The sequence below is a fragment of the Aquirufa ecclesiirivi genome, assembly GCF_011250515.1.
Classification (GTDB): domain Bacteria; phylum Bacteroidota; class Bacteroidia; order Cytophagales; family Spirosomataceae; genus Aquirufa; species Aquirufa ecclesiirivi.
Genome location: NZ_JAANOP010000002.1, coordinates 233,033 through 257,441, shown reverse-complemented (window position 1 = coordinate 257,441; position 24,409 = coordinate 233,033). Strand labels below are relative to the sequence as shown.

General features: G+C 36.0%; 20 protein-coding genes and 1 tRNA gene. 11 read left to right on the top strand and 10 right to left on the bottom strand.

The annotated features are described in order from the left end of the window. Positions 1–16: 16 nt before the first annotated feature. The 6 genes from G9H65_RS04440 to G9H65_RS04415 all read left to right on the top strand — a co-directional run bounded on the left by G9H65_RS04440 (position 17) and on the right by G9H65_RS04415 (position 6,501). Positions 17–1,693, top strand: a complete 1,677-nt coding sequence (locus G9H65_RS04440; protein ID WP_166374134.1) for a RagB/SusD family nutrient uptake outer membrane protein — start codon at positions 17–19, stop codon at positions 1,691–1,693. A 72-nt stretch (positions 1,694–1,765) separates the two neighbouring features. Then, positions 1,766–2,815 carry a DUF6807 domain-containing protein gene (locus tag G9H65_RS04435; RefSeq protein WP_166374133.1) on the top strand — a complete coding sequence of 350 codons (1,050 nt, stop codon included), beginning with the start codon at positions 1,766–1,768 and terminating at the stop codon, positions 2,813–2,815. A gap of 76 nt (positions 2,816–2,891) precedes the next feature. Next, a complete protein-coding gene (locus G9H65_RS04430; RefSeq protein ID WP_166374132.1) occupies positions 2,892–4,316 on the top strand; it encodes an MBL fold metallo-hydrolase RNA specificity domain-containing protein in 1,425 nt (474 codons plus the stop codon). A 33-nt stretch (positions 4,317–4,349) separates the two neighbouring features. Next, entirely contained in the window at positions 4,350–5,306 is a 957-nt protein-coding gene (locus G9H65_RS04425; protein ID WP_166374131.1) for an acetyl-CoA carboxylase carboxyltransferase subunit alpha, read from the top strand. A gap of 5 nt (positions 5,307–5,311) precedes the next feature. After that, positions 5,312–5,950: an HAD family hydrolase gene (locus tag G9H65_RS04420; RefSeq protein ID WP_166374130.1), complete on the top strand. Its 639-nt coding sequence runs from the start codon at positions 5,312–5,314 to the stop codon at positions 5,948–5,950. After that, a complete protein-coding gene (locus G9H65_RS04415) occupies positions 5,941–6,501 on the top strand; it encodes a 1-acyl-sn-glycerol-3-phosphate acyltransferase (protein ID WP_166374129.1) in 561 nt (186 codons plus the stop codon). Before G9H65_RS04420 ends, G9H65_RS04415 begins: the two co-directional genes overlap by 10 nt. Here the strand turns inward: G9H65_RS04415 and lpxB are convergent. Further along, complete coding sequence (gene lpxB / locus G9H65_RS04410) at positions 6,489–7,595, bottom strand: lipid-A-disaccharide synthase (protein ID WP_166374128.1); 1,107 nt, start codon at positions 7,593–7,595, stop codon at positions 6,489–6,491. The two genes, G9H65_RS04415 and lpxB, sit on opposite strands and share 13 nt — an antisense overlap. Then, complete coding sequence (locus G9H65_RS04405; RefSeq protein WP_166374127.1) at positions 7,596–8,018, bottom strand: 6-pyruvoyl trahydropterin synthase family protein; 423 nt, start codon at positions 8,016–8,018, stop codon at positions 7,596–7,598. It abuts the gene before it with no gap. 132 nt (positions 8,019–8,150) lie between these two features. On the opposite strand from G9H65_RS04405, the gene rfaD reads away from it, so the two are divergent. Next, positions 8,151–9,116: an ADP-glyceromanno-heptose 6-epimerase gene (gene rfaD / locus G9H65_RS04400; protein ID WP_166374126.1), complete on the top strand. Its 966-nt coding sequence runs from the start codon at positions 8,151–8,153 to the stop codon at positions 9,114–9,116. Here the strand turns inward: rfaD and G9H65_RS04395 are convergent. The 4 genes from G9H65_RS04395 to G9H65_RS04380 are packed head-to-tail and all read right to left on the bottom strand — an operon-like array spanning position 9,097 to position 14,888. Beyond that, entirely contained in the window at positions 9,097–10,083 is a 987-nt protein-coding gene (locus G9H65_RS04395) for a glycosyltransferase (protein WP_166374125.1), read from the bottom strand. The genes rfaD and G9H65_RS04395 overlap by 20 nt on opposite strands. Before the next feature lie 26 nt (positions 10,084–10,109). Then, the gene (gene hemL / locus G9H65_RS04390) at positions 10,110–11,402 is read right to left on the bottom strand and encodes a glutamate-1-semialdehyde 2,1-aminomutase (protein ID WP_166374124.1); all 1,293 of its coding nucleotides are present in this window, start codon (positions 11,400–11,402) and stop codon (positions 10,110–10,112) included. A 2-nt stretch (positions 11,403–11,404) separates the two neighbouring features. Next, positions 11,405–13,222: a membrane protein insertase YidC gene (gene yidC, locus G9H65_RS04385; protein ID WP_166374123.1), complete on the bottom strand. Its 1,818-nt coding sequence runs from the start codon at positions 13,220–13,222 to the stop codon at positions 11,405–11,407. Between the two features lie 16 nt (positions 13,223–13,238). Continuing rightward, a complete protein-coding gene (locus G9H65_RS04380; RefSeq protein ID WP_166374122.1) occupies positions 13,239–14,888 on the bottom strand; it encodes a CTP synthase in 1,650 nt (549 codons plus the stop codon). 101 nt (positions 14,889–14,989) lie between these two features. Here G9H65_RS04380 and G9H65_RS04375 point away from each other — a divergent pair, with 101 nt between their 5' ends. From G9H65_RS04375 to nspC, 4 genes are read left to right on the top strand one after another with little or no spacing between them, the layout of a single operon-like run. Beyond that, the gene (locus G9H65_RS04375; protein ID WP_166374121.1) at positions 14,990–18,316 is read left to right on the top strand and encodes a UvrD-helicase domain-containing protein; all 3,327 of its coding nucleotides are present in this window, start codon (positions 14,990–14,992) and stop codon (positions 18,314–18,316) included. Next, on the top strand, positions 18,309–18,821 hold the full coding sequence (locus tag G9H65_RS04370) for a C40 family peptidase (RefSeq protein ID WP_166374120.1): 513 nt from the start codon (positions 18,309–18,311) through the stop codon (positions 18,819–18,821). Before G9H65_RS04375 ends, G9H65_RS04370 begins: the two co-directional genes overlap by 8 nt. A gap of 60 nt (positions 18,822–18,881) precedes the next feature. Next, the gene (locus G9H65_RS04365; protein ID WP_166374119.1) at positions 18,882–20,096 is read left to right on the top strand and encodes a saccharopine dehydrogenase family protein; all 1,215 of its coding nucleotides are present in this window, start codon (positions 18,882–18,884) and stop codon (positions 20,094–20,096) included. Continuing rightward, positions 20,086–21,234, top strand: a complete 1,149-nt coding sequence (nspC, locus tag G9H65_RS04360; protein WP_166374118.1) for a carboxynorspermidine decarboxylase — start codon at positions 20,086–20,088, stop codon at positions 21,232–21,234. The genes G9H65_RS04365 and nspC overlap by 11 nt, the downstream gene beginning before the upstream one ends. Before the next feature lie 205 nt (positions 21,235–21,439). Here the strand turns inward: nspC and G9H65_RS04355 are convergent. The 4 genes from G9H65_RS04355 to hisD form a co-directional block, all read right to left on the bottom strand. Continuing rightward, positions 21,440–21,516 (bottom strand) — tRNA-Ala (locus tag G9H65_RS04355). A gap of 49 nt (positions 21,517–21,565) precedes the next feature. Next, the gene (locus G9H65_RS04350) at positions 21,566–22,087 is read right to left on the bottom strand and encodes a hypothetical protein (RefSeq protein WP_166374117.1); all 522 of its coding nucleotides are present in this window, start codon (positions 22,085–22,087) and stop codon (positions 21,566–21,568) included. Positions 22,088–22,091: 4 nt separating this feature from the next. Next, the gene (hisC, locus tag G9H65_RS04345) at positions 22,092–23,141 is read right to left on the bottom strand and encodes a histidinol-phosphate transaminase (protein ID WP_166374116.1); all 1,050 of its coding nucleotides are present in this window, start codon (positions 23,139–23,141) and stop codon (positions 22,092–22,094) included. Further along, positions 23,138–24,409 carry a histidinol dehydrogenase gene (hisD, locus tag G9H65_RS04340; protein ID WP_205753242.1) on the bottom strand — a complete coding sequence of 424 codons (1,272 nt, stop codon included), beginning with the start codon at positions 24,407–24,409 and terminating at the stop codon, positions 23,138–23,140. Before hisD ends, hisC begins: the two co-directional genes overlap by 4 nt.

The window sequence follows — 24,409 nt, the reverse complement described above, 5'->3', positions numbered from 1 at the left end:
TCAAATATTGATAGATATGAAAAGCTTTAAATTATTTAAAAAAATAAGTTTTTTAGCAAATTTAGGATTGATTGGAACTTTAGGTTTAGGTTTACAATCCTGTAATGATTTGCTAACAGAGAATGTCGTTTCACGAATTGGTAATGATTATATCAATACTGCCAAAGGATTAAACGATGCTACGAGTGCTGCTTATTCTACCATGCGCTCATGGTATGGAACAGAGCGCGGTATGAACTTGACAATTTTTGGAACAGATACCTATACCAATGGTGCTGACGGAAGTTGGAAGTTTATGAATACCTATACAACAGATTTTGATACCAGAAATGGACATTTAGCTGAAATATGGAATGATTTTTACCAAGGTATCAATACGTGTAATGCGATTATTGAACGGTCGGTTGCAGTAACTGGTTTATCAGAGTCTGTTAAAAAACAACGTGTAGCTGAAGCTAAGTTTATTCGTGCACACCATTATTTTATTTTTACTCAATTGTTTGGTGGGGTAGATTTACGCTTAACTGAAACTTTGGCACCAACAAAAGTAGTAAAACGTAGTACGGTAGCTGCACAGTATGCTCAAATCATCAAGGACTTGAATGAAGCGATTCCTGATTTGGAGAATAAATCAAGATCCGCTGAATACGGTCGTGCTACACGTGCCGCTGCAGAACATTTATTAGGTAGGGTATATTTGACTAAAGCAACCTCTTCAGCTAAAGCTGGTGATGATTATGCTAAAGCCATTGTTAATCTAAAAAGTGTGATTGCAAATTATGGTTTGACTTTGTTACCTAATTTTGCTGATGTTCACAAGCAAGGAAACGAAATGAATAATGAGGTTATCTGGTCTATTCAGTATACTCGTGATCCGTTAACAAATGCTGGTGGTAATAATGCACACGTATTTTTTGGTATGGAATATGACGTATTACCTGGCATGCAGCGTGATACAGAAAATGGTCGTCCATTTAAGCGTTACAAACCAACGAATTATACTTTAGATGTGGTTTTCAATAATCGCGAAAATGACAGTCGTTACAAGAAAACGTTCAAGGATACTTATTTGTCTAATAAGCCAGGAACTTACAATACAAGTTTTGACTTAACCAAAAAAACGGTCACTTTCGCTTTAGGTGATACAGCGATTTTCTTACCAGGTTATGAAATGTCGGAAGCTGAAAGAGCTAAAAAGAAATATCAAGTATTGGTTCCTTCTCGTTATGATGAGCGTATATTCTTAGCTATCAACAAGCATTTTGATGGTGGTCGTGTAGATCGTACTCAATTCGAAGGTGGTCGTGATTTTATTGCATTTAGATTGGCAGATACCTATTTGATGCTAGCTGAAGCTCAATATTTTTCTGGTCTTAAAGCTGATGCTGCGGCAAATTACAATATGATTCGTCGTCGTGCTGCTTGGCCAGGTAAAGAAAACGAAATGATGGTTAAGGCAGACGAATTAACCATTGATTTTGTTATGGAAGAACGTGAGCGTGAATTATTAGGAGAACAATCTCGCTGGTTAGATTTAGCTCGTTGGGGGAATTTGATTGACCGAGTAAAGAAGTTTAATCCTCAGGCCGCTCCTTTTATCAAAGCTCACCATGTATTAAGACCTATTCCACAAGTACAAATTGATCGAGCAGATGGTACTTCTACAGGTTTTCCACAAAACCCAGGATATTAATGTCAATTTGATTTTGTTATTTTGTGAAATTCCGAGGAGTCATTCTCGGAATTTTACTTTAAACTTATTTTTATGAAAAAATTATTTTTAATCTTATCTGCTTGCATCGCTTTTCAAGTCAATGCTCAAAACCAATCAGTTAGTTTCAAAAAAAATGATGCTGAAAAGAAGATTGATGTGATGGTTGGTGGGAAGTATTTTACTTCTTATTTTTTCCCCGGTGAAGCCATCCTGAAAAAGGCCGTTCTTTACCCTATTTTGAGTGCTAAAGGGAGTACTATTACGCGTGGTTATCCAGTAGCTATTCGTCCAGGAGAACGTACTGATCACCCTCACCACGTCGGTATGTGGTTAAATTACGAAGATGTGAATGGTTTTGATTATTGGAATAATTCCAATAACATTTCAGATGGAATGAAGAGTCATAAATTTGGAACCATTGTTCATGAACAAGTATTGAACATGAAGTCTGGTAAAGAAAAAGGAGAATTAGCTGTTTCGGCTACTTGGATTGACAGTGATGGGAAAGGAGCGAAGGTATTAGCAGAAAAGACAAGCTATGCTTTTTCAGGAACTTCGGATGTTCGTATCATTGATCGAATTACTACCTTAACTGCTTTAGCAGAAACCGTTCTTTTTAAAGATGTAAAAGATGGAATGTTTGCGATTCGGGTGGCTCGTCAATTGGAAATCCCTTCGAATAAACCAGATATTTTTACGGATGCTCATGGAGTAGAAACAAAAGTTCCTGTATTAGATAATACTGGAGTAAGTGGCGATTATGAGAGCAGTGAAGGAATTACAGGTGAGAAGGTTTGGAGTACCCGTGCTAAATGGTTGAATTTGAAAGGAGAATTGGATAATCATCCTATCAACATTGCTATTTTAGATCACCCAGCGAATGTTAGCTATCCAAGTTATTGGCATGCCAGAGGATATGGTTTATTTGCCGTAAATCCATTAGGTGCTAAAGTCTTCAGTAATGGTAAGGATGAGCGTAATTTGACTTTAAAAAAGGGAGAATTTGTGACATTTAGATATAGAACGGTGATTGCCGACAAGCAGTTGACTAAGGATGTTTTGGATAAAATGCAGGCTGATTTTGCTAAGCAAGTTAAATAGGCATTTCTATTTCACGAAAAAGCTGTATTTTTGTCATGTATCAGGGGCTCTTTGAGCCCCTATTTATTTGATTTATATGAAGCTACAATTTTTAGGTGCGGCCAAACAAGTGACAGGAAGTATGTATTTGCTTGAATTGGAAGATGGCTTTAAGATTTTGATTGATTGTGGTACGGATATGGAGCGGGAGATCGATTTTGATGAGCCCTATGAGAATAAAGCATTCTTTCCATTTGATGCTTCTTTGATCAATTTGGTTATTCTTACTCATGCACATATTGACCATTCGGGTAATATTCCTATGCTTTATCGGGAAGGATATGAAGGACAAGTTCTTTGTACACCTCCTACAGCTGAATTAGCGGAATTACTTTTAATGGATTCAGCTAACTTACATTTAAGAAAGTTAAAAGCTGCTCAAGGAGAAAGTCGAAAAAAGCATAAACAAATGGATCGCCTTTTACGTAAAGGGGATTTGTATTTACAAAAGGATGTAGAACATTCTGTCAATCATTTTATTACTATTCCTTTTAGTAAGAAATTTAGAGCCACAGAAAATTTAGAAATTACCTTTATTCCAGCAGGTCATTTATTGGGTGCAGCCCATGTTCATTTGGGTATTACTGAAAATGGAGTCAAGAAAACTTTGGGATTTAGTGGAGATGTGGGTAGAAAAAATTACCCTTTGCACATTGATCCTCAAACCATGCCAGCATGCGATTATTTGGTTTGTGAATCCACATATGGTAATCGAGTACATGAAGATAAAGAAAGTACTAAGAAAGCTTTAGGAGATATCATTAAGGCCACTTGCATCGATAAACCTGGTAGATTAATTATACCCGCTTTTTCAGTAGGTAGAACGCAAGCTGTCTTATATACCTTAAATCGCTTGATTGAAGAAGATCATTTCCCTGCTATACGTGTTTTTACTGATAGTCCTATGGGGAAAAGTTCTACTCGGATTTATACCAAATATTCCTCTTATTTAAATCAAGAAGCCAGAGAATTTCAAGCTGAATATGATGAACTATTCGATTTTGACAACTTGAAGTTTTTACAAACGGAGAAAGAAAGTAGAGCAATAAAAAATTACCATGAACCCTGTATCATTATTTCTTCATCAGGAATGATTTCAGGAGGTAGGGTAGAAACACATATTGCTGATAATATTTCTAATACGTATTGTACTATTTTATTGATTGGTTATGCCGCGGAAGGTACTTTAGGCCGACAATTATTAGCTGGAACGGACCACATCCAAGTAAGGGATCGTGAATACAAAGTTCACGCTCAAATACGTAAAATTGATGTGTTTTCAGGACATGCTGATAAATTAGGTTTGTTGGATTTTATGAAAGTACAAAGTCCAACGACGCTTAAAAAAGTGTTTCTATCACATGGAGAAGAAGAAAGTATGGTAGAATTCAAAGAAGCGTTAACAAATTTGGGATATCAAGATGTTATTTTGCCCGAAAAGAATCAAACTTTCATTCTTTAATTGATAATTTTACATTTGAAATTAACATCTACTATGAGAACATTATTAGAATTTGAAAAGCCAATTGCTGAATTAGAGGATAAGTTGATAGAAATGCGCAAATTAGCAATTGAAAATAATGTCGATGTTACTGCTACGGTACTATCCTTGACAGAAAAAATTCTAGAATTGAAAAAAGAGACATTTTCTAATTTAACTCGCTGGCAAAGGGTTCAGTTATCTCGACATCCCGATCGTCCTTATACGTTTGATTATATTGAAAAAATATGTGAAGAGTTCATAGAAATTCACGGTGATCGTTCGGTAGCAGATGATAAAGCCATGGTGGGTGGATTTGGGAATATAGATGGAGAATTTTCTGTGATGTTCATTGGCCAACAAAAAGGCCGTAATACCAAGCAAAGACAATATCGGAATTTTGGAATGCCCAATCCTGAAGGATACCGTAAGGCATTGCGTTTGATGAAAATGGCGGAGAAATTCAATAAGCCAGTTGTTTGTTTAATTGATACCCCAGGTGCATTTCCAGGTTTAGAAGCAGAAGAAAGGGGACAAGGTGAAGCTATAGCAAGGAATATTCGTGATATGTTCATGTTGAAAGTACCTGTTATTTGCATTATCATCGGTGAAGGAGCGTCAGGTGGTGCATTAGGTATAGCGGTTGGAGATCGTGTTTTAATGATGGAAAATACTTGGTATTCGGTAATTTCTCCTGAATCTTGTTCTTCTATTTTATGGAGATCATGGAATTATAAGGAGCAAGCTGCGGAAGCTTTGAAATTGACAGCAAATGATATGGAGCAAAATGGCTTAATTGATGGGATTATTCCTGAGCCATTAGGAGGTGCGCATTTAGATCCAGATGCGGCTGCCGCAAAAATGAAATCCGTTATCAAAGAAGAATTGAAAAATCTTTGTGCTATGGATAGTCGTGCACGAATTGACGCACGTATAGATAAGTACGGTAAAATGGGTGTTGTCGTTGAGTAAAGGCTATGTCTACTTCTAAACCTTCACTTCTTTTTGATTTAGGCAATGTTTTATTACCCATTGATTTAGATAAGACGTATCACGCTTTCTCTAATTTATCCCATCAATATTCTAGCCAAGAAGTTAAAGAGTTAACGCATAGTCAGTCCCTTTGGGCAGCTTATGAAAGTGGATTACAAAGTGATGAAGAATTTAGAGAGTTTCTTCGAGTAAAATTAGCTTTGAACTGTACAGATGAACAATTTGATCAGGCATTTTTAGCACTTCTATTGAATTTTCATCCTGGTGTATATGAATGGCTTGAAAATTTATCCAAGCAATTCTCCCTCTATTTGTTAAGTAATACCAGTGCCATTCACGCCAAGAAATTCACACAAGTGCCTTTAGGGCCGCAAGGAGAGAGTCTATTTACCTTGTTTCAGAAAACATATTTTTCCTTTAATCTAGGATTGATTAAGCCCGATGTGAATATTTATTACCATGTAATTCAAGATTTATCGTTAAAACCGGAAAATATTGTTTTTTTTGATGATAATTTTCATAATATTGAATCAGCAAAACGAGTAGGCATTAATGGAGTGCTCATTGATCCTTCGTGTTCTTTAAATCAAATTGACTCCTATTTATTGCAATTATGCTCATAAAATCTGCATTGTTCGACTTATTCTTTAAAGGAATGGGTTGGGAAATGAAAGGAAAAATTCCACGAGATATTCCCAAAAGTATCGTCATCGTATGTCCTCACGCTACTTGGGTTGATTTCCCTATTGGTTTAGGGGTTCGTTCTTTACTTGATATGAAAATCTATTTTTGGGGTAAACAAGAACTTTTTAAGGGTCCGTTTGGTTGGCTGTTTCGTTGGTTAGGAGGTTACCCAGTTGATCGATCAAAGAATCAAAATTTGGTTAGTGCGATTGTCGATATTTATCAAGCAAATAAACATTTTCATGCCGCTCTGGCGCCTGAAGGCACACGTAAAGATGTACAAGAATTAAAAACAGGTTTTTATCACATTGCTGTTCAGGCAAACATTCCTATCATCATGGTTGGATTTGATTATGTGAATAAGTGGGTTCATATCAATGATCCATTTTATCCGAGTGGAGATTTTGAAGTGGACAAGAAAGTTATTGCGAACTATTATGCTTCTATCCCAGGGACAAAAAAATCTTGGATTAAGAATTACTTAGCTTGAAAGGCTAAAGCATAATTATACATCATCTTAGCTGTTTTTTTCGATGCACCTGCAGGTCCTATGATGTGAGATAATTCATCGTAAGCTTTCAATTGTATTTGCCTGCTGGATGAATTGGTATCCATTAATTGCTTCAATTTAATTGAAATATAAGAAACAGAAAACTTAGATTGTATCATTTCAGGAACAGCTTCTTTACCTAAAATGATGTTGACTAAGGATATGAATTTAATCTTTATCAATAGTTTGGCTAAGGAATAAAATAGCCAGTCTGTCTTATACACGACAATTTGGGGTATTTTGAATAAGGCAGTTTCTAATGTCGCCGTTCCAGAGGTAACAATGGCAACTTGTGATACTTGTAGCAAATTGTAGGTATCATCATAAATAATATCCAAATCATATGCCTCATAAATCGATTTCCATTCTTTAAGCCCAGCTACATAAAAGTGTAAATTAGGGAATTGAAGCTTTAAGTCTTGAAAAACAGGCAAAGCCGCATATATTTCTTGCTTTCGACTACCTGCTAATAACGAAATACAAGGTTGTTGGATGGAGTTGTGTTCGACAAATTGGGGATTAGGCTGAAATCCATCAATGGAATCTTTCAAAGGATTACCCACATAATGAGTAGAAATGCCATGTTCTTCAAATAGCGTCTTTTCGAAAGGGAAAATTACATACAATTGATCTATCCATTTTTTGATGACATCTACGCGGCCTTTATTCCAAGCCCACACTTTGGGAGCAATGTAAAATTGGGTATGAAATCCTTGCAATTTGGCAATTCTAGCTGCCTTTAAGTTAAATCCACCGTAATCGATGAAGATGATGGTGTCTGGTTGAAATGCTTGAATTTGATTTTTGAATTTTTGGAATAAGCCTTTAAGTCGTTGAATGTTCTGTAATACACCCAATAATCCCATGATAGCAAGCTCTTTATGATGTATGAGAACTTCTGCTCCCGCATCCTGCATGTCATCTCCTCCCCAAGCTTGTATGCTAGCAGTAGGATCAAGCAATAATAGCTCCTTAATGAGTTTGGAACCGTGTAAATCGCCCGATTTTTCGCCTGCTAGTATAAAATACTTCATTTATATTTCTCCGTAATATTCAACCGAGTTTTTATTGGTTTCTACCAAATGGATTTTATGCAATTGGGCACTAGAAGAAGCGGATTTGATTTTTGGGTCTAAAATTTTCCAAAATTCCATCACTAAGTTTTCACAACTGGCTAATTTACCTGTCATGAAATCTACATCCATATTGAGGTTTTTGTGATCAACCTTATCAATAATTTCTTTTTTAATCAGTTTGCCTAATTCCTTTAAGTCAAATACAAATCCTGTCTCTGGATCCGGAATACCTTTTATGGTGACTATTAATTCAAAGTTATGACCGTGCCAATTTTTGTTAGCACAGGGGCCAAATACTTCTTCATTCTTAGCTTCTGACCAATTGGGATTGTATAGCCGATGTGCGGCATTAAAATGTTCCTTGCGGATGACGTAAACCATTGTTTTCAGTTGTTTAAAGTGAGGGTGAACTGGGAAAACAGTAGCAGAATCACCATTAATTCTGCAAAGGTATGGAATGCTATTGGGATTCTACGTAAATTTGAAGGCTAAATCTATATAATCTATTTAATTATGATCATTGTTACAGGAGCTGCTGGATTCATTGGTAGTTGTTTAATTCAAAAATTAAACGAATTGAATTTTAACTACATTATCGCAGTAGATGATTTTTCTTTCGAGGAAAAAAACAAAAATTTGCTTGGTAAAAAAATCAAGGAAAAAGTGGAGAGAACTCAGTTTTTCTCTTGGTTAGATTCCAATTTTAGAGAAGTGGAGTTCATCTTTCACATTGGTGCTCGTACGGACACCACCGAGTTTGATAAATCGATCTTTGATGATTTGAATGTGAATTATTCCAAGGAAATTTGGAATCGTTGTGTTGAATATCAAATTCCATTGGTGTATGCTTCATCTGCTGCAACTTATGGTTTGGGAGAATTAGGATACGATGACGATGAAAGTAAAATACCCGGATTAAAGCCATTGAATCCCTATGGAGATTCAAAAAACGACTTTGATATTTGGGCATTGCAACAAGAGAAAAAGCCTTTTTTCTGGGCTGGATTGAAGTTTTTTAATGTGTATGGTCCTAATGAATACCATAAAGGTCGCATGGCCTCGGTTATTTGGCATGCATTCCGTCAAATCAATGAAAAGGGGAGTCTTAACTTATTCCGATCGCACCGTCCAGATTATGGTGATGGCGAGCAAATGAGGGATTTTATCTATGTCAAAGATTTAATCGATGTATGTATCTTCTTCATGGAACACCGTAAGAACTCAGGAATCTACAATTTAGGAACTGGCATTGCTCGTTCATTTAATGATTTAGGTAAATCGACTTTTGCTGCTATGGGCAAAGAGGCTGTTATTAATTACATCGATACGCCCATGGATATACGTGATAAGTACCAATACTTTACCGAAGCCAATATGTCGAAGTTACGTCAAATTGGTTTTACACAACCTTTCCATACATTGGAAGAAGGAGTGAAAGATTACGTTCAGAATTATTTGCTTAAGAAGGCTTATTGGTAAATTTCTGCCATGCCTCTTCTAGAAATCCTTGGCCATAAGCGATTAACTGAATGTTAGCTGCGATAAGTCCAAGGATTGCTATTTTAAGGCTTTTTGTTTGAACAATTGCATCGATAAATATCCCCAACCAATACAATACGACAAATCCAGCCAAGTATTTACCCAATTCAGGAAATAGAATAAGGCATATTCCAACAAGAATTAATCCGATTAAATAACAAGCTGGGAAAAAATGTACCCATTTTAATTCTTTAGGAAAGAATCTGGAAATATTGATTCTAGCCCGACCGAAAAAGTGTAATTGCTTATAAAATTGAGTAAAGTCGGTACGTCTTTTATGATATATGAATGCTTTAGGAAGTAAAGCCGAATGGAAACCTAAGGACAAACATCGAATACTAAATTCTATATCTTCACCCATACGAGTAATTTTGAATCCATGTGTGGCTTCCCATACCTTTCTAGATATACCCATATTAAAGCTCCTAGGATGAAATTTTCCACCTACATTCTTTTCCTTTCCTCGAATTCCTCCAGTTGTAAATAGGCTAGTCATACTAAAGCTGATGGCTTTTTGTATGGGAGTGAAGCTCACATGATCTTTATCTGGTCCACCAAACAAATCGATATTTTTCTCGCTTATTCCCTTTTCTACTTCTTCTAAATAGCTAGATTCTACTAAAGCATCGGAATCCAAAATAACAAAAAAATCTCCTTTTGCTCTTTCAAAGGCATAGTTTCTAGCAAATCCTTGTCCACCGTTTTCTTTATAGAAATAATGAATATCTAGAAGCTTGGCATATTTTGATACTATTTCTTGAGAAGAAATTTGAGATCCGTCTTCTATAATTAGAACTTCAAAATGAAGAAAACTCTGAAGAGTCAAACAGTGTAAAAGTTCGTCCAATTCTTGAGGACGATTGTAGACTGGAATAATTACACTATAGAAAGTGGATTCTTCTTTCATGAAGCGATGAGCTCTTCTAGCAAATATTAAACTACTAGTGTTTTTTCTAAAGCAATTCTACTGGCTTTTAAAATATGGTCTAGATGTGATTGATCTAGCGCAGCGGATAAAAACCAAGATTCAAATTGTGAAGGAGGTAAATACACACCTTGGTTCAACATTTCTCTAAAGTAGACGCCAAATTTTGCCGTATCCGAAGTTTTAGCGTCGCTGAAATTTTTCACGGCTATATTGGTGAAAAACAAAGTGAACATAGAACCTATTTGATTCACAAAGCCATCAATTTTAAGATCCATTAATTGCTGTCGTATACCTGCTGCCAAATATTCTCCCTTTTGATTTAAAGTTGGGTAAACCTCGGGATTATCCGTAATTAAATTTAACATGGCTAAACCAGCTGTAGTAGCGAGTGGGTTTCCAGAAAGCGTACCTGCTTGATATACGGGTCCAGATGGTGCTATCATGTTCATGATTTCGGCTTTACCGCCATAAGCACCCACTGGTAGACCTCCACCTATGATTTTACCTAAAGTGGTTAAATCAGGTTGAATATCCGTGAGACCTTGATAACCAGATGATGACAGTCTGAAACCTGTCATAACTTCATCAAATATCAATAGACTCCCATATGACTTACATAATTGTTGAATCCCTTCAATGAAACCAGGTTCGGGAATAACTAATCCCATATTTCCAACAACAGGTTCCAAAATGACTGCTGAAATATCAGTTGGATTGGCCTCGAATAAGTTTCTTAATGAACTTAAATCGTTATATATGGCCGTTAAGGTATCTTTTGCTGTAGAAACTGTAACACCTGGACTATCAGGTGTACCTAAGGTGGCAACGCCAGAACCAGCAGCTATTAAAAAGGAATCACCATGACCATGATAGCATCCTTCAAATTTGATAATTTTGTCTCTTTTAGTGTAAGCCCTTGCCAATCGAATAGCTGCCATGGTGGCTTCAGTTCCTGAATTTACCAATCGAACCTTCTCGATGGATGGAATCATGGAAACGATTTTCTCTGCGATTAAAACCTCATTATAAGACGGAGCTCCAAATGAAAAGCCATTAGACAAAGCCTCACGAACCGCGTTTTCAATTCTCGGATGCGCTTGTCCAAAAAGCATAGGTCCCCAAGAACCTATTAGGTCAATATATTCTTTACCATCAACATCCTTTAGGTATGCACCTTTGGCAGATTGAATGAATAGGGGTGAACCACCTACTGATTTAAATGCTCGAACAGGCGAATTAACTCCTCCTGGTATAACTTCTTGTGCGCGTTCAAAATAGGAAGCACTTAATGATCCCATAACTATTTCTTCTTCTTAGTATTGGAGTTCTTTTGTTCTTTTTGCTGTTCTTCAACCGCCTTCATTTGAGTTTGAAGGTATTGAGAGAATCGCGACTTTTTAGCACCACCACCAGCAGCTATTTTCTTGCGATTTTCATCTAACAGACGCTTGATTTTATCTTCATCCACAAATTTACGAATGGCCAATTGCTGACCGATGGTCACTAAGTTGGATACAAAATAATAGAAACTTAATCCTGCCGGAAATGAGTTCATCACAAACATAAATATGACTGGCGTTACATAGGCCATCATTTTCATATTAATCGGCTGTCCTGGTTGATCAGGTGTAATTTGGTTGTTATAATACCCGTAAGCCAATTGGGACAAAGTCATTAGTAAACAAAACATACTGACATGAGATCCATAAAATGGAATAGCAAAGGGTAAATCCAAGACAGAGTCAAAAGTAGATAAATCATTGGCCCACCAAAAGGATTCCTGTCTCAGGTTGATTAGATTTGGAAATAACATGAAAACCGCCATTAAAACAGGCATGGTGGCTAATACAGGTATACAACCACTTAGCGGATTGACACCCACTTCACCATATAGTTTCATGGTTTCCTGCTGAACTTTGGCTGCATCATCTCCGATTTTCTCTTTAATTGCTGCAATTTCTGGGGCCAATATCCTTGTTTTAGCCATAGATACATACGACTTATAAGTCAATGGTAGTAAGGCTGTTTTGATGATTAGAACCAATAAAACAATTAATAATCCGTAATTAGAAACAATACTTTCTAAGAAATCGAACAAAGGAACGAATATATAGCGTGTAATAGGGAGTAAGAAGTCGTAGCTTAACTTAACATTCTTTCCAAATGACGGAGCCACATGTTTAATGATGGAATAATCATTGGGTCCAAAGTAAAATTTAAAATTTGATTTTCCTTGAAGCAAGTCTTGGGTAGAAGCTACCATATTGGCATCCAACGTTTTGATATTCAATGAATCATTCAAATTTGGAGTACTACTTAATGCCGCTTTTTGAAATTGAAATCCTTGAGGAATCAAACCTGTTATGAAATACTTCTTTTTAAAAGTGATCCAATCCAATTTAGATGTAATATTATCTGCCTCATTCGCTGATGGGTTTTCAGATAAATAATCAAACTCTTCATCTTCATGCAACAAATAATTGATCGTTGCTTTTCTTTCTTCAGCAATATCTTTCTCTGATTGATGGATGTTTTCTTTCCAATGGATTTGGTATTCAGCACCCAAATCTGTTCCTAATGATTTCGCATCAATGCCATAATTTAGCTCAAATCCCTCTTTAGCTAGGCTATAGGTTTGTTTGATTACTTTTCCAGTAGGCAAGGTGCTTACAAATTCTACACCTTGAGGACTTGATTTAGCTTGATACGTTAAATCGTACAATTTTACTTTTTTACCAGAAATAGGAAGCTCTACGTCGAATTGGTCCTTTTTAGCATCGAATAATTTCAAACCAGCTTTTAGTCCTTGATTGTAATTTTTATACGATTCATAGTTCTTCAGTGTCACGGAAACTATTTTTCCTCCGTAATTGCTTAATTGAACCTGAATATCCTTATTTTCTAATACAAAGGTCTCTTCTTTGATGCTAGCAATGGCTGTATCTTTTATTACTTGTGCCGGGCTAGCTTTTGAAACTAAAGTGTCAATTTTTTTTGTGCTTGAGGCTGCTTTTACACTGGTTTCACTCTTAATCGGTTCTTTGGGAGCAAAGAAGTATTGATAACCCAATAACATGGCTAATATCAATACAATACCGGTAACTGAATTCCTATCCATAAGATACGTCTAAATACTATTTTGAATTTTTAATAAATGGAACAGCATGTTGATAAGCTGCTTTAACAAAATGAACAAACAGGGGAGAAGGAGCTTCCACGGTAGATTTATATTCTGGGTGAAATTGTACTCCTACAAAAAATGGATGATTGGGTAATTCCACAATCTCCACTAAATTGCTGTCAGGATTAACTCCTGAGGTCACCATTCCTGCTTGATGATACTGATCTAAATATGTATTATTAAACTCGTAGCGGTGTCTATGACGTTCTTGAATGGATGATTTTCCATAAATTTTATGCGCCAAAGTTCCTTTTTCAATTTTACATGGATAAGCACCTAAACGCATGGTTCCACCTTTCTCAGATATTTTCTTCTGATCTTCCATGATATCAATCACTGGATAAGGTGTTTCTGGGTTCATTTCAAACGAGTGAGCATCTTCCAAACCGATCACATTCCGAGCAAACTCAATGACCGCACATTGCATTCCTAAACAAATACCCAAGAATGGTATCTTATTTTCTCGAGCAAATTTTACTGCATTGATTTTTCCTTGAATCCCTCTTTCTCCAAAACCTGGAGCTACTAAAATGCCATCAAGACCAGTTAACGTTTCTTGGGTATTTTCATCATCCATCGTTTCAGATGAAATCCATTTCACATTGACTTTAATTTCATTGGCCACTCCCGCGTGAATAAAGGCTTCAGCGATGGATTTATAAGAATCTTTTAACTCAACGTACTTACCAATTAGCCCAATGGAAATTTCAAATTTGGGATTTTTAAGCTTAGACAAAAAGTTTTTCCAATTAACTAAGTTCGAATCCTTGTCGTTGTAAATATCTAATTTATATAAAACTCGACTATCTAAACGTTCTTCCTTCATTAATAAAGGAACATCATAAATAGTTTCGGCATCCATTGCTTCAATGACGTCTTGTTCTGTTACGTTACAGAATAAGCCAATCTTGCGCTTCATTTCTTGTGGTAATGGATGTTCTGTGCGACAAACCAAAATATCAGGTTGAATACCTGATTCTGATAACGTTTTTACCGAGTGCTGGGTAGGTTTAGTTTTTAATTCCCCAGCTGAACTTAAATAGGGTATAAGCGTCAAATGGATAAATAAGGTATTTTTCTCACCTAAATCCCACTTCAATTGTCGGGCAGCCTCAATAAATGGTAAGGATTCGATATCGCCGACACATCCACCTATTTCAGTAATAACGATATCAAATTTACCTGTTTCGCCTAAAAGCAAAATATTTCTTTTGATTTCGTCGGTAATGTGGGGAACTACCTGAACTGTCTTGCCTAAATAATCGCCTCTTCTTTCCTTGGTAATGACATTATGGTAAATTCTACCTGTAGTAATGTTATTAGCCTGACTTGTTGGCGTATTTAAGAAACGCTCGTAGTGGCCTAAATCTAAATCGGTTTCGGCACCATCATTGGTAACATAACATTCCCCATGTTCGTAGGGATTTAATGTTCCTGGATCAATATTAATATATGGATCGAATTTTTGAATGGTACAGCTTAATCCTCTAGCCTGTAAAAGCTTGGCTAAAGAGGACGCTATGATGCCTTTACCTAATGAAGAAGTTACTCCACCCGTAACGAAAATGTACTTTGATTTCTTTGTGGTCCCTTTACCTGACATTGGGAATTTGTTTGTTTGGTTACGGGAAACAAAGATAGCAATAAAAGGCACACCGAATTAATCCTATTTTTATTTTATCTTGCATTCTAAATAGTTTTTTCATGTTAGCCTCCCCTTTACAACTTTTTTCTGCTTCTGCTGGGTCTGGTAAAACCTATACATTAACGCTGGAGTACATCAAGTTGTCATTACACGAAGTGGAGCCTCGTGGTTATTTCCGACGAATTTTAGCAGTAACATTTACCATTAAAGCTGCCGAGGAAATGCGAACTAGAATCATCAAAGCATTATCAGGTATATCAGCTTATCCAGCTTTTGTGGATATGGCAGAAAAAGAGATTTCAGAGTCAAATCAATTATTGCGTCGAATTCAAGAGGATCTAGCAAAAGAAGGCATTGAATTGACCTTAGACGAATTGGCTACGCGTGCCTACATCACACTACAACAAATTCTTCAAGATTACGGACTTTTTTCCGTGATGACCATAGATGCTTTTGTCCAAAGGTTGAGCAGTTCCTTTGTAGAAGAACTTCATTTACCAAGTCAATTTGAGGTTATCTTGGATATAAACTCGTTGATGAATGATTTGATGGACCAGCTTTTAGATAAGGTAAATCAATCTGGAGATCCCGTTTTAACGGATTTAATTCTTTCCTTCGCTCGACAGGAAGTCATAGATGGTAAAAATTGGAATCGTATTCGACAAAGTTTAATTGATTTCTTAAAGATTTCATTTGACGAAAATTATTTTGGTATAAAACAAGAAATGGAAGTTTTTTCTATGTCTGATTTTTTAAAAATTGAACATCAAATAAATACTAAAATAGATTCAATTGAGAATCAAATCGTTGAAATATCCCAAGAAATTGTTAATCTCGCTGATTCCTTACACATTGAAGAATCGTATTTTGCCAATGGAGTAAAGGGCCCTATTAATGCATTTAGAAAATTTGCGAATGGACAAAACCTTAAAATAGATAAATATTCAAGTATTAGAACTGCGATCGATCAGAACAAATGGCATGCAGCTAAAGTAGATCCAATTACTAAATCTCAAATAGATGGTATATCGAAACAATTAACTGATTTGGCTACTGAATTCATTCAACTGTATGAGGAAGAAATATCTAAGTATTTATTGTTTAAACTGATCGTAAAAGATTTAAAAAAAATAGCCCTGATTTCATCTATTAATGAAGAATATCAAGTTTATCAACACGAGCAATCGAGTATTTCAATAGCGGAATTTGCTAGGAGAATCAATGAAATTATTTCTCAAGATCCCGTGCCTTTTATTTATGAAAAATTGGGAGATCGGTATTTTCATATTCTTATTGATGAATTCCAAGACACATCTATATTGCAGTGGAAAAATTTCATGCCATTACTTGAAAATACGGTTTCTTTAGGAAAGCGCAATTTGTTGGTAGGGGATGCTAAACAATCCATCTACAAGTTTAGAGGTGGTGAAGTGGGATTGATAGCCTCCCTGACAGCACAAAATCCGCAGTTGTTAGGTGACAAATTCAATCAATCGGAATTTGATCAAGTTCGACTTGACTATTTAATGAATCAGATTCAATTAAATCAATTAGAAAGTAATTACCGAAGCGCACCAGAAATAGTTGAATTTAATAATGCTTTTTTCTCTTGGATTTCCAATCAACCGACTTATCAAGGATTTTGTGCGCTTTTAGAACCTGTATATGGGCATAGTATGACCCAAATTCCCCAAGTATCATCGACTGCATTATCTGGCCAAGTAGATATGCTGGTATTCCAAAAACCTGTAATTACAACAGAAAATAAAGAGTTAGAAGCCAAGTGGATGTTGCAAAATGTCATTCAGTTGATTGAATATAATGTGACAGCAGGTTTTCGTTTGGGTGATATTGCATTACTAACAAGGAAAAATAAGGATGCTAAATTTTTAGCTTTACAATTAAAAGAAGCTGGTTATCCTATTATTTCTGCTGATTCACTTTTGGTCTATTATTCATCATTAGTTGCTTTCATTTTGGCACTCTTAAAAATGAAAGTCGATCCTCAAAAGCCCATATTGCTATTTGAAGCCGCTTATGCTTTAGCTGATATTCATGGTCAAGCGATTTCTTTGGATGCTTTAAATTTCTTACAAAAAGAGAGTAAATTTAATTCAAATCAGGCATTGGTATTGAATCAATATGTTGCTGAGTTTTATAGCATTCAAATGGATTCTCTTTGGGAGGATGAAAGTTTGTTAGATACCGTTTATCATACCATTGCCATATTCGATTTATTTAGTCGAACAGAAGGTTCAGAATATGTATTGAAATTGCTGGATATAATTCAAGATTTTACATTGAAAAATGCTAGTTCCATTTCGGATTTCTTAGCCTATTTTGATCTTAACAAGCATAATTTCAGTATTTCATGCCCTGAAAATGTGGATGCAATTACCATTACCAGTATTCATAAATCAAAGGGTCTGGAATATCCAGTAGTCATTTTGCCTTTTGCTTCTTGGACGCATCAAGCCAGTGACCGTGATAAAATTTGGTTTAAATTGGATATACAGGAGGAAGAATTTGTGTTAGAAGAAAAGGGTGCTTTACCATATTTTTATGCTAGGGCAAATGCCAATGACTTGGATCAATTTGAACAACTAGCAAGCCAAAAACAACAAGAAAAAGATGCTATATTTTTAGATGCGTTGAATATGCTGTATGTGGCAAGTACACGTGCGAAGCAACATTTACATATCTTGTTTTCGGAACCAAATCTTGAGTCACATTTTAAGACAAAATCAACTTTTGAACAATCCATTGGTAAATTATTGCTTGAGTATTTACAAACATGTAAGACAGAATCAGAAGAGTTGCCTTCTTTCATGGACTTAGAATTTGAGGATATTTCCAAGTACTATGTATTAAGTAAATCAACTTCATTTATTCAAAAGCAAAGATCGATGGATTCAGAAATTCATCTCTCTTTGAAATTAGACGCCAAAACGTCCGCAAAACCCTTATTGCGGGTAAGATCCGAACAGGCAGATCTATATACCCTCGCTAAAGAAAAAAGGGAACTTGGTGAGGTCATTCACAAGCAATTAGAGAATTTAAAATCTTATGAGGACATAAATCAAGAAGAAGTATTGCCTGAAATATTGGAACTGCTTGAAATGGATGACATTAAACAGTTTTTTAAGCCCGGCGAATTATTCATTTCCGAAGAAGATATTTTATTACCTAACGGAAATATGATTCGTCCCGATCGTGTCATTAAGCAAAATCAAACCCTGATTGTTGTTGACTATAAAACAGGTAAAAAGAAAGATTCACATCAAAGCCAAGTTAACTCATATTGCGAAGCACTTAGACAAATGGGCTACCCAGAGGTAAAAGGAGCCATTATATATACGATGGATAAAGCTGTGGAATATGTTTAGGAGAATTGCTGTATTATGGGTGTTACTTGTTCTTGTTTCTTCTTGTTCCGTTTGGAAAAAGACAATTCAATTTCTCGGTTTAGCAAATCCTCCAATAGAGGCTAATTATACAATACGTGAAATAGATCAACTGATTCATTCAGGATTGTCATACCAAGGTGTGCCTTACCGAACTGGAGGAATAGATCGCAAAGGGATGGATTGCTCTGGTTTGTTATTCAGAATGTATGCAGATCAACATTTTCAAATTCCAAGACTATCAAAAGATCAAGCACAATTTGGTTTACCTATTTCAATTCAGGATGCTCAAGTAGGTGATTGGGTATTTTTTGCCACGAGTCAAACTAAAGTAATCAATCATTCAGGTATAATTTCACGTATTAAATCTGCCAATGAAGTCTATTTTCTTCATTCAAGTACTTCAAAAGGAGTACGAGAAGATAACTTATACACTAAATATTGGTTGGGAAGTTTTGTGAAATTGATACGTCCTTTTAAAAATTAATGAAAGCTTGAAGGATAAAAGCTTCTCTTGATGTATTTTTGCATTCTTTTAAATAAAACTATGTCGAAAAAGGTAATTATAATCGGTGCCGGTGGTGTTGGTAATGTAGTGGCTAAGAAATGTGCCATGAATCCCCAGGTTTTTTCAGAGGTGGTGTTGGCTTCTAGAACATTATCCAAATGTGATGCAATCGCGAAGGAGGCACAAAATATTGGACTTCCTACTGCGATTAAAACGCGTCAAGTAGATGCCGACTCTGTTCCCGAATTAGTAAAATTATTCACTGAGGAAAAGCCTTTCATGGTGATTAATGTGGCTTTGCCATATCAAGATTTAACAATTATGGATGCTTGTTTGGCTACAGGTGTTCATTATTTGGATACAGCCAATTATGAGCCTAAAGATGAAGCAAAATTTGAATATTCATGGCAGTGGGCTTATCAAGAAAGATTTAAGGAAGCTGGATTAATGGCTTTATTAGGTTGTGGATTTGATCCTGGTGTAACCGGTGTATACACAGCTTATGCGAATAAGCATTATTTTGATGAGATGCATTACTTGGATATCATTGATTGTAATGCAGGTGATCATGGAAAGGCTTTTGCGACAAATTTTAATCCAGAAATTAATATTCGTGAGATTACTCAAAAGGGGAAATATTGGGAAAATGGTCAATGGGTTGAGATTGAAGCGATGTCCATTCATAAGCCTATTGAATATCCCAATATAGGACCTAAAGAATCCTATTTATTATTTCATGAAGAATTAGAGTCTTTGACTAAAAACTTTCCAACATTGAAACGCGCTCGTTTTTGGATGACTTTTGGTCAGGCATATTTAACACATTTAGAGGTATTACAAAATGTGGGTATGACTTCGATTCAGCCAATTAAATTCAATGGTATGGATATCGTACCCTTGGAATTTTTAAAAGCGGTACTTCCAGAGCCTGGCACTTTGGGAGAGAATTATTCTGGTCAGACCTCCATTGGTTGTCAGATTAAAGGTATCAAAGATGGTCAAGAAGCTACGTATTATGTGTATAACAACTGTCACCATGCCGAATGCTATAAAGAGGTTCAGGCGCAAGGAGTTAGTTATACGACAGGAGTACCTGCCATGATTGGAGCTAGTTTAATGATTCAAGGAGATTGGATAAAGGCTGGAGTGTATAATGTAGAAGAATTTAATCCTGACCCATTTATGGAGATGTTAAATATTCACGGTTTACCTTGGCACGAATTGCACAATATCACCCTTCCACATGAATATTAGACCTACAGAGGTTTATCCTACTATACCTTCGCCTTGCTTTGTTTTGGAGGAAAATCTATTATTGAATAATCTTAGATTACTGCAACGGGTTCAACAAGAAGCAGGTATTGAGATTATTTGTGCCTTAAAGGGTTTTTCATTTTACCATGAATTCCCATTGGTTCGACAGTATTTAGCTGGGGCTACGGCTAGTTCTTTGCATGAAGCGCGTTTGGCTTATGAAGAGATGCAGGTTAAATGTCACGTCTATTCACCAGCTTATTTAGAAAAAGAATTTGAGGAGTTAGCTTCTTATACAAGTCACCTTTCTTTTAACTCGCTGAATCAATATCAGCAGTATTATCAGAGTGCGGCTCAGCAGGGTATTTCTTGTGGTATACGTATTAATCCTGAATATGCTGAAGTAGAAACTGACATGTATAATCCTTGCGTTCCTGGTTCAAGATTGGGAATTCGTCGGTCTGATATCGGAGAAACATTACCTGAAGGAATAGAAGGGTTACATTCTCATACTTTATGTGAAAATGATTCTTTTGTTTTGGAAAGAACGTTGGCTGTCATTGATGAGAAATTTGGTGATTTATTGCCAAAAATTAAATGGTTAAATCTTGGAGGTGGGCATTTGATAACTCGGGAAGATTATCAAGTAGATCATTTAATATCAGTTCTAACTCGCTTTAAAGCTAAATACCCTAATTTATCCATTATTTTAGAACCAGGTTCAGCAGTGGGTTGGCAAATTGGATTTTTAAAATCTACCGTGTTAGATATTGTTCATTCGGCAGGAATAAATGTAGCCATTTTGGATGTATCTTTTGCGGCTCACATGCCTGATACCTTAGAAATGCCTTATAAACCAAGAATTCGTTTTGCGGATTCAGAACCAGTGGCAGGAAAACCGACATATCGCTTTGGTGGCATGACTTGTCTAGCTGGAGATTATTATGGAGACTATTCTTTTGATGAACCATTACAAATAGGGGATGAGATCATTTTGGAAGATATGATTCATTATACAATGGTCAAAACAACCACTTTCAACGGAGTTAATTTGCCTAGTATTGGTAAATTGGATAGGAATCAAAACTTTGTGCTATTCAAAAGTTTTGGATATGAGTCGTTTAAAGATCGTCTGTAAATTATCAGTATTTGTGATTATAAACGAGCTTATATGTGCTCATTTCCGCTTAGATTTGTCAAATTTTGAAAATTTGACAAATCTCTTCGACAGACCGATCTCCCTGACTAATCTCCTAACAAATTTTCATGATAAATCATCCACTAAAAAAACGTAGCATCAAGAATTGAATTTTCATTCTACATTCTTCATGCTACGTTTTAAATGGTGGAGAAGATCGGGCTCGAACCGACGACCTCTTGCATGCCATGCAAGCGCTCTAGCCAACTGAGCTACATCCCCGTTTATGGATTGCAAATGTCATGATTTTTCTGTGAAATTGCAATATCAATTAGAAATTTACCCGAACTCCAATTCCACCTTGTACATGAAAAAAGAAAGGGTTAGGTGCAATCTCATTGTAAAATCCTACTTCACCAAAAAAGGATAAATTAGGGGCATCAACGGGATAAAATTCAATTCCACCAACGGCAGCAGCACCAAATCCCCCATTGTTTGTTGGTGTGGTACTTCCTTTGGCATATAAATCTCTGGATGTATACTGAGGACCAAATCCGTAATATGTATGGATATCTGAATTAATTAATGTGGGATGATGCCACAAATACAAAGCATTCATCGTGAAACCAATATTCTTAAACGTACCATCTTTATAATTTCTGTCGGTTCCCCACAAGCCACCATATGCTCCAATATTAACTTCTACCGCATTAATGCCGTTACTCAAATATTTACGTGCCATAAATCCGCCTGGTTCACCAATCCTAAAACCTGAGGCCCATTCTTGAATTTGACCAAAAGCTACGGAGGATAGGCAAGTAAATAACAGAATGAACAGGCTCTTTTTAAACATATAGTTAAGAATAAAATTCTTGTATTTTTTGAACTAATACTTGATTTTCCTCTGGTAAACCAACGGTAATTCTGATGGAATTTTCACATAAAGCCACATTAGATCGATTTCTAGTAATGACTTGTTGCGATATTAAATAATCAAATAATTCTTGCGCTTTTTCCATTTTCACCAAGATAAAATTAGCTTGAGAAGGAAAAATACGAATCACTTGAGGCATAGCTTCCAACTCTGAAATTAACGTATTTTTTGCATGATTTATTTGTTGAATCGAATTAAATAAAAAATCTCTATTCTTTAAAGCCTCTAAAACCAATGCCTGTGTCGCTCCACCTATGTTGTATGGCGGTTTAATTTTATTTAAAATTTGAATAATTTGTGGATGCGCATATGCCATTCCTAAACGCAAAGATGCCAATCCATATGCCTTGGATAGCGTTTGCATGACGATTACGTTAGGAAATTTATTCAATTCTGTAATGAAACTAGGCTCATCAGAAAAATCAATATAGGCTTCATCTATAATGACAAAACCTTGCTGAAAATTTTCTATGATTTGATAAATATCATTTCGATTAATTTTATTTCCCGTCGGGTTATTCGGTGAACAAATAAAGATGATTCGCGTTTCTTCTTTTACCGAAGATAAAATTTGGTCAACGTTTAATTGATATTCCTGAGTTAAAGGGACAGCAATGATTTTAACATGATTAATCGATGCGCTTACTTCATACATTCCATAAGTAGGAGGGCATAAAATAATCGAATTTGCAGGTCCTGCACAGGTCATACGGATGATTAAGTCAATTGCTTCATCAGATCCATTTCCTATAAATATTTGATTGACAGGAATTTGTTTAATAGCCGACAACTCTTCCTTGATTTCCCATTGCATGGGATCAGGATAACGATTCCAATTTTCAGGTAGTGGAGAACCTATTGGATTTTCATTAGCATCTAAGAATACTCCTTCCTTACCTTTAAATTCATCTCTAGCCGACGAATAAGGTTTCAAATTCCAAATATGTGGTAATATGATGGATTGATAATTCATGAACGTGTGTTTAATCGAATCGCTACGGCATTAGCATGTGCCTGTAATGATTCAGCCTCTGCCATGTCGATGATACTTTGACCCAATACTTCTAAGCCTATTTGACTGATACTTTGAAGCGTGATTTTTTTCTGAAAACTAGCCAAATTAACTCCAGAATAAGCTTTTGCAAATCCATTGGTAGGTAAAGTATGGTTAGTACCCGATGCATAATCACCTGCTGCCTCGGGGGTGAAATTACCCAAAAAGATTGATCCAGCATTCACAATGTGATCAGCAAATTCCTCTGGTTGATCACAGGCTAATATCAAGTGCTCAGCGGCATATTCATTTAATAATTGAATTGCTTCTTTTCTATCTTTAACCAAAATTGCTTTTGAATTTTTCAAGGCTTGTAAAGCTAAATCTTTCCTATCCAAAAGTTCAACTTGTTTTTCTAGTTCTGCTTGAGTCTTTTCAATGAAGGATTCTTCTAAAGCCACTAAAAATACTTGTGAATCAATTCCATGCTCAGCTTGTGACAATAAATCTGCCGCTGCATAGGCTGGATTAGCATGTGAATCAGCATATACCGCCACCTCAGAGGGTCCAGCGGGCATGTCGATCGCTATTCCTTTGTGGTTCGCAAACATTTTGGCTGCAGTCACATATTGATTACCAGGTCCAAAAATCTTATACACTTTTGGAATGGATTCAGTTCCTAAAGCCATCGCTGCTACAGCTTGCGCTCCACCAACTTTAGCCATTTTTGTAACGCCACACAACTTTGCAGTATAGAAAATGGCTGGATGCACAGCAGGAGTACATAAAACAATCTCATTACAACCTGCTATTTGTGCAGGAATAGCCAACATTAAAATGGTAGAAAATAATGGAGCTGTTCCTCCAGGAATATAAATACCCACCTTTTCAATTGGGCTAGCCTTCTGCCAACAAATTACACCAGGACTTGTTTCTATTTTATGAGATACAAACTGTTGAGATTCATGAAAGGTATGAATATTGGCATAAGCTTGTTGAATAGCCTTTTCTAGTGATTCAGGAACCTGATTAGCAAGTTCGTTTATTTCTTGTTCAGTATAAAGAATTTCTTGTATCTCTCTCTTTTCAAATTTCAACGTTAAATCACGCAATGCTTGATCTTGTTGGGTTTCAACATGTGTGAATATCCCTTCAATGATTTCATCCAAAGATTGGGCATCTAAGCTGGGTCTTTGACAAATTTGAGCAAAGGTGTCGACAGAAGGATATTTTATAAAAGGAATCAT

Bases quoted from the DNA above. Each gene is read 5' to 3' on its own strand.
- G9H65_RS04440 (WP_166374134.1), top strand. From the start codon at position 17: ATGAAAAGCTTTAAATTATTTAAAAAAATAAGTTTTTTAGCAAATTTA.
- G9H65_RS04370 (WP_166374120.1), top strand. From the start codon at position 18,309: ATGTTTAGGAGAATTGCTGTATTATGGGTGTTACTTGTTCTTGTTTCT.
- rfaD (WP_166374126.1), top strand. From the start codon at position 8,151: ATGATCATTGTTACAGGAGCTGCTGGATTCATTGGTAGTTGTTTAATT.
- G9H65_RS04415 (WP_166374129.1), top strand. From the start codon at position 5,941: ATGCTCATAAAATCTGCATTGTTCGACTTATTCTTTAAAGGAATGGGT.
- G9H65_RS04380 (WP_166374122.1), bottom strand. From the start codon at position 14,888: ATGTCAGGTAAAGGGACCACAAAGAAATCAAAGTACATTTTCGTTACG.
- lpxB (WP_166374128.1), bottom strand. From the start codon at position 7,595: ATGAAGTATTTTATACTAGCAGGCGAAAAATCGGGCGATTTACACGGT.
- G9H65_RS04405 (WP_166374127.1), bottom strand. From the start codon at position 8,018: ATGGTTTACGTCATCCGCAAGGAACATTTTAATGCCGCACATCGGCTA.
- nspC (WP_166374118.1), top strand. From the start codon at position 20,086: ATGAATATTAGACCTACAGAGGTTTATCCTACTATACCTTCGCCTTGC.
- hisC (WP_166374116.1), bottom strand. From the start codon at position 23,141: ATGAATTATCAATCCATCATATTACCACATATTTGGAATTTGAAACCT.
- G9H65_RS04420 (WP_166374130.1), top strand. From the start codon at position 5,312: ATGTCTACTTCTAAACCTTCACTTCTTTTTGATTTAGGCAATGTTTTA.
- G9H65_RS04375 (WP_166374121.1), top strand. From the start codon at position 14,990: ATGTTAGCCTCCCCTTTACAACTTTTTTCTGCTTCTGCTGGGTCTGGT.
- G9H65_RS04365 (WP_166374119.1), top strand. From the start codon at position 18,882: ATGTCGAAAAAGGTAATTATAATCGGTGCCGGTGGTGTTGGTAATGTA.
- hisD (WP_205753242.1), bottom strand. From the start codon at position 24,409: ATGATTCCTTTTATAAAATATCCTTCTGTCGACACCTTTGCTCAAATT.
- G9H65_RS04430 (WP_166374132.1), top strand. From the start codon at position 2,892: ATGAAGCTACAATTTTTAGGTGCGGCCAAACAAGTGACAGGAAGTATG.
- G9H65_RS04435 (WP_166374133.1), top strand. From the start codon at position 1,766: ATGAAAAAATTATTTTTAATCTTATCTGCTTGCATCGCTTTTCAAGTC.
- G9H65_RS04350 (WP_166374117.1), bottom strand. From the start codon at position 22,087: ATGTTTAAAAAGAGCCTGTTCATTCTGTTATTTACTTGCCTATCCTCC.
- hemL (WP_166374124.1), bottom strand. From the start codon at position 11,402: ATGGGATCATTAAGTGCTTCCTATTTTGAACGCGCACAAGAAGTTATA.
- yidC (WP_166374123.1), bottom strand. From the start codon at position 13,222: ATGGATAGGAATTCAGTTACCGGTATTGTATTGATATTAGCCATGTTA.
- G9H65_RS04395 (WP_166374125.1), bottom strand. From the start codon at position 10,083: ATGAAAGAAGAATCCACTTTCTATAGTGTAATTATTCCAGTCTACAAT.
- G9H65_RS04425 (WP_166374131.1), top strand. From the start codon at position 4,350: ATGAGAACATTATTAGAATTTGAAAAGCCAATTGCTGAATTAGAGGAT.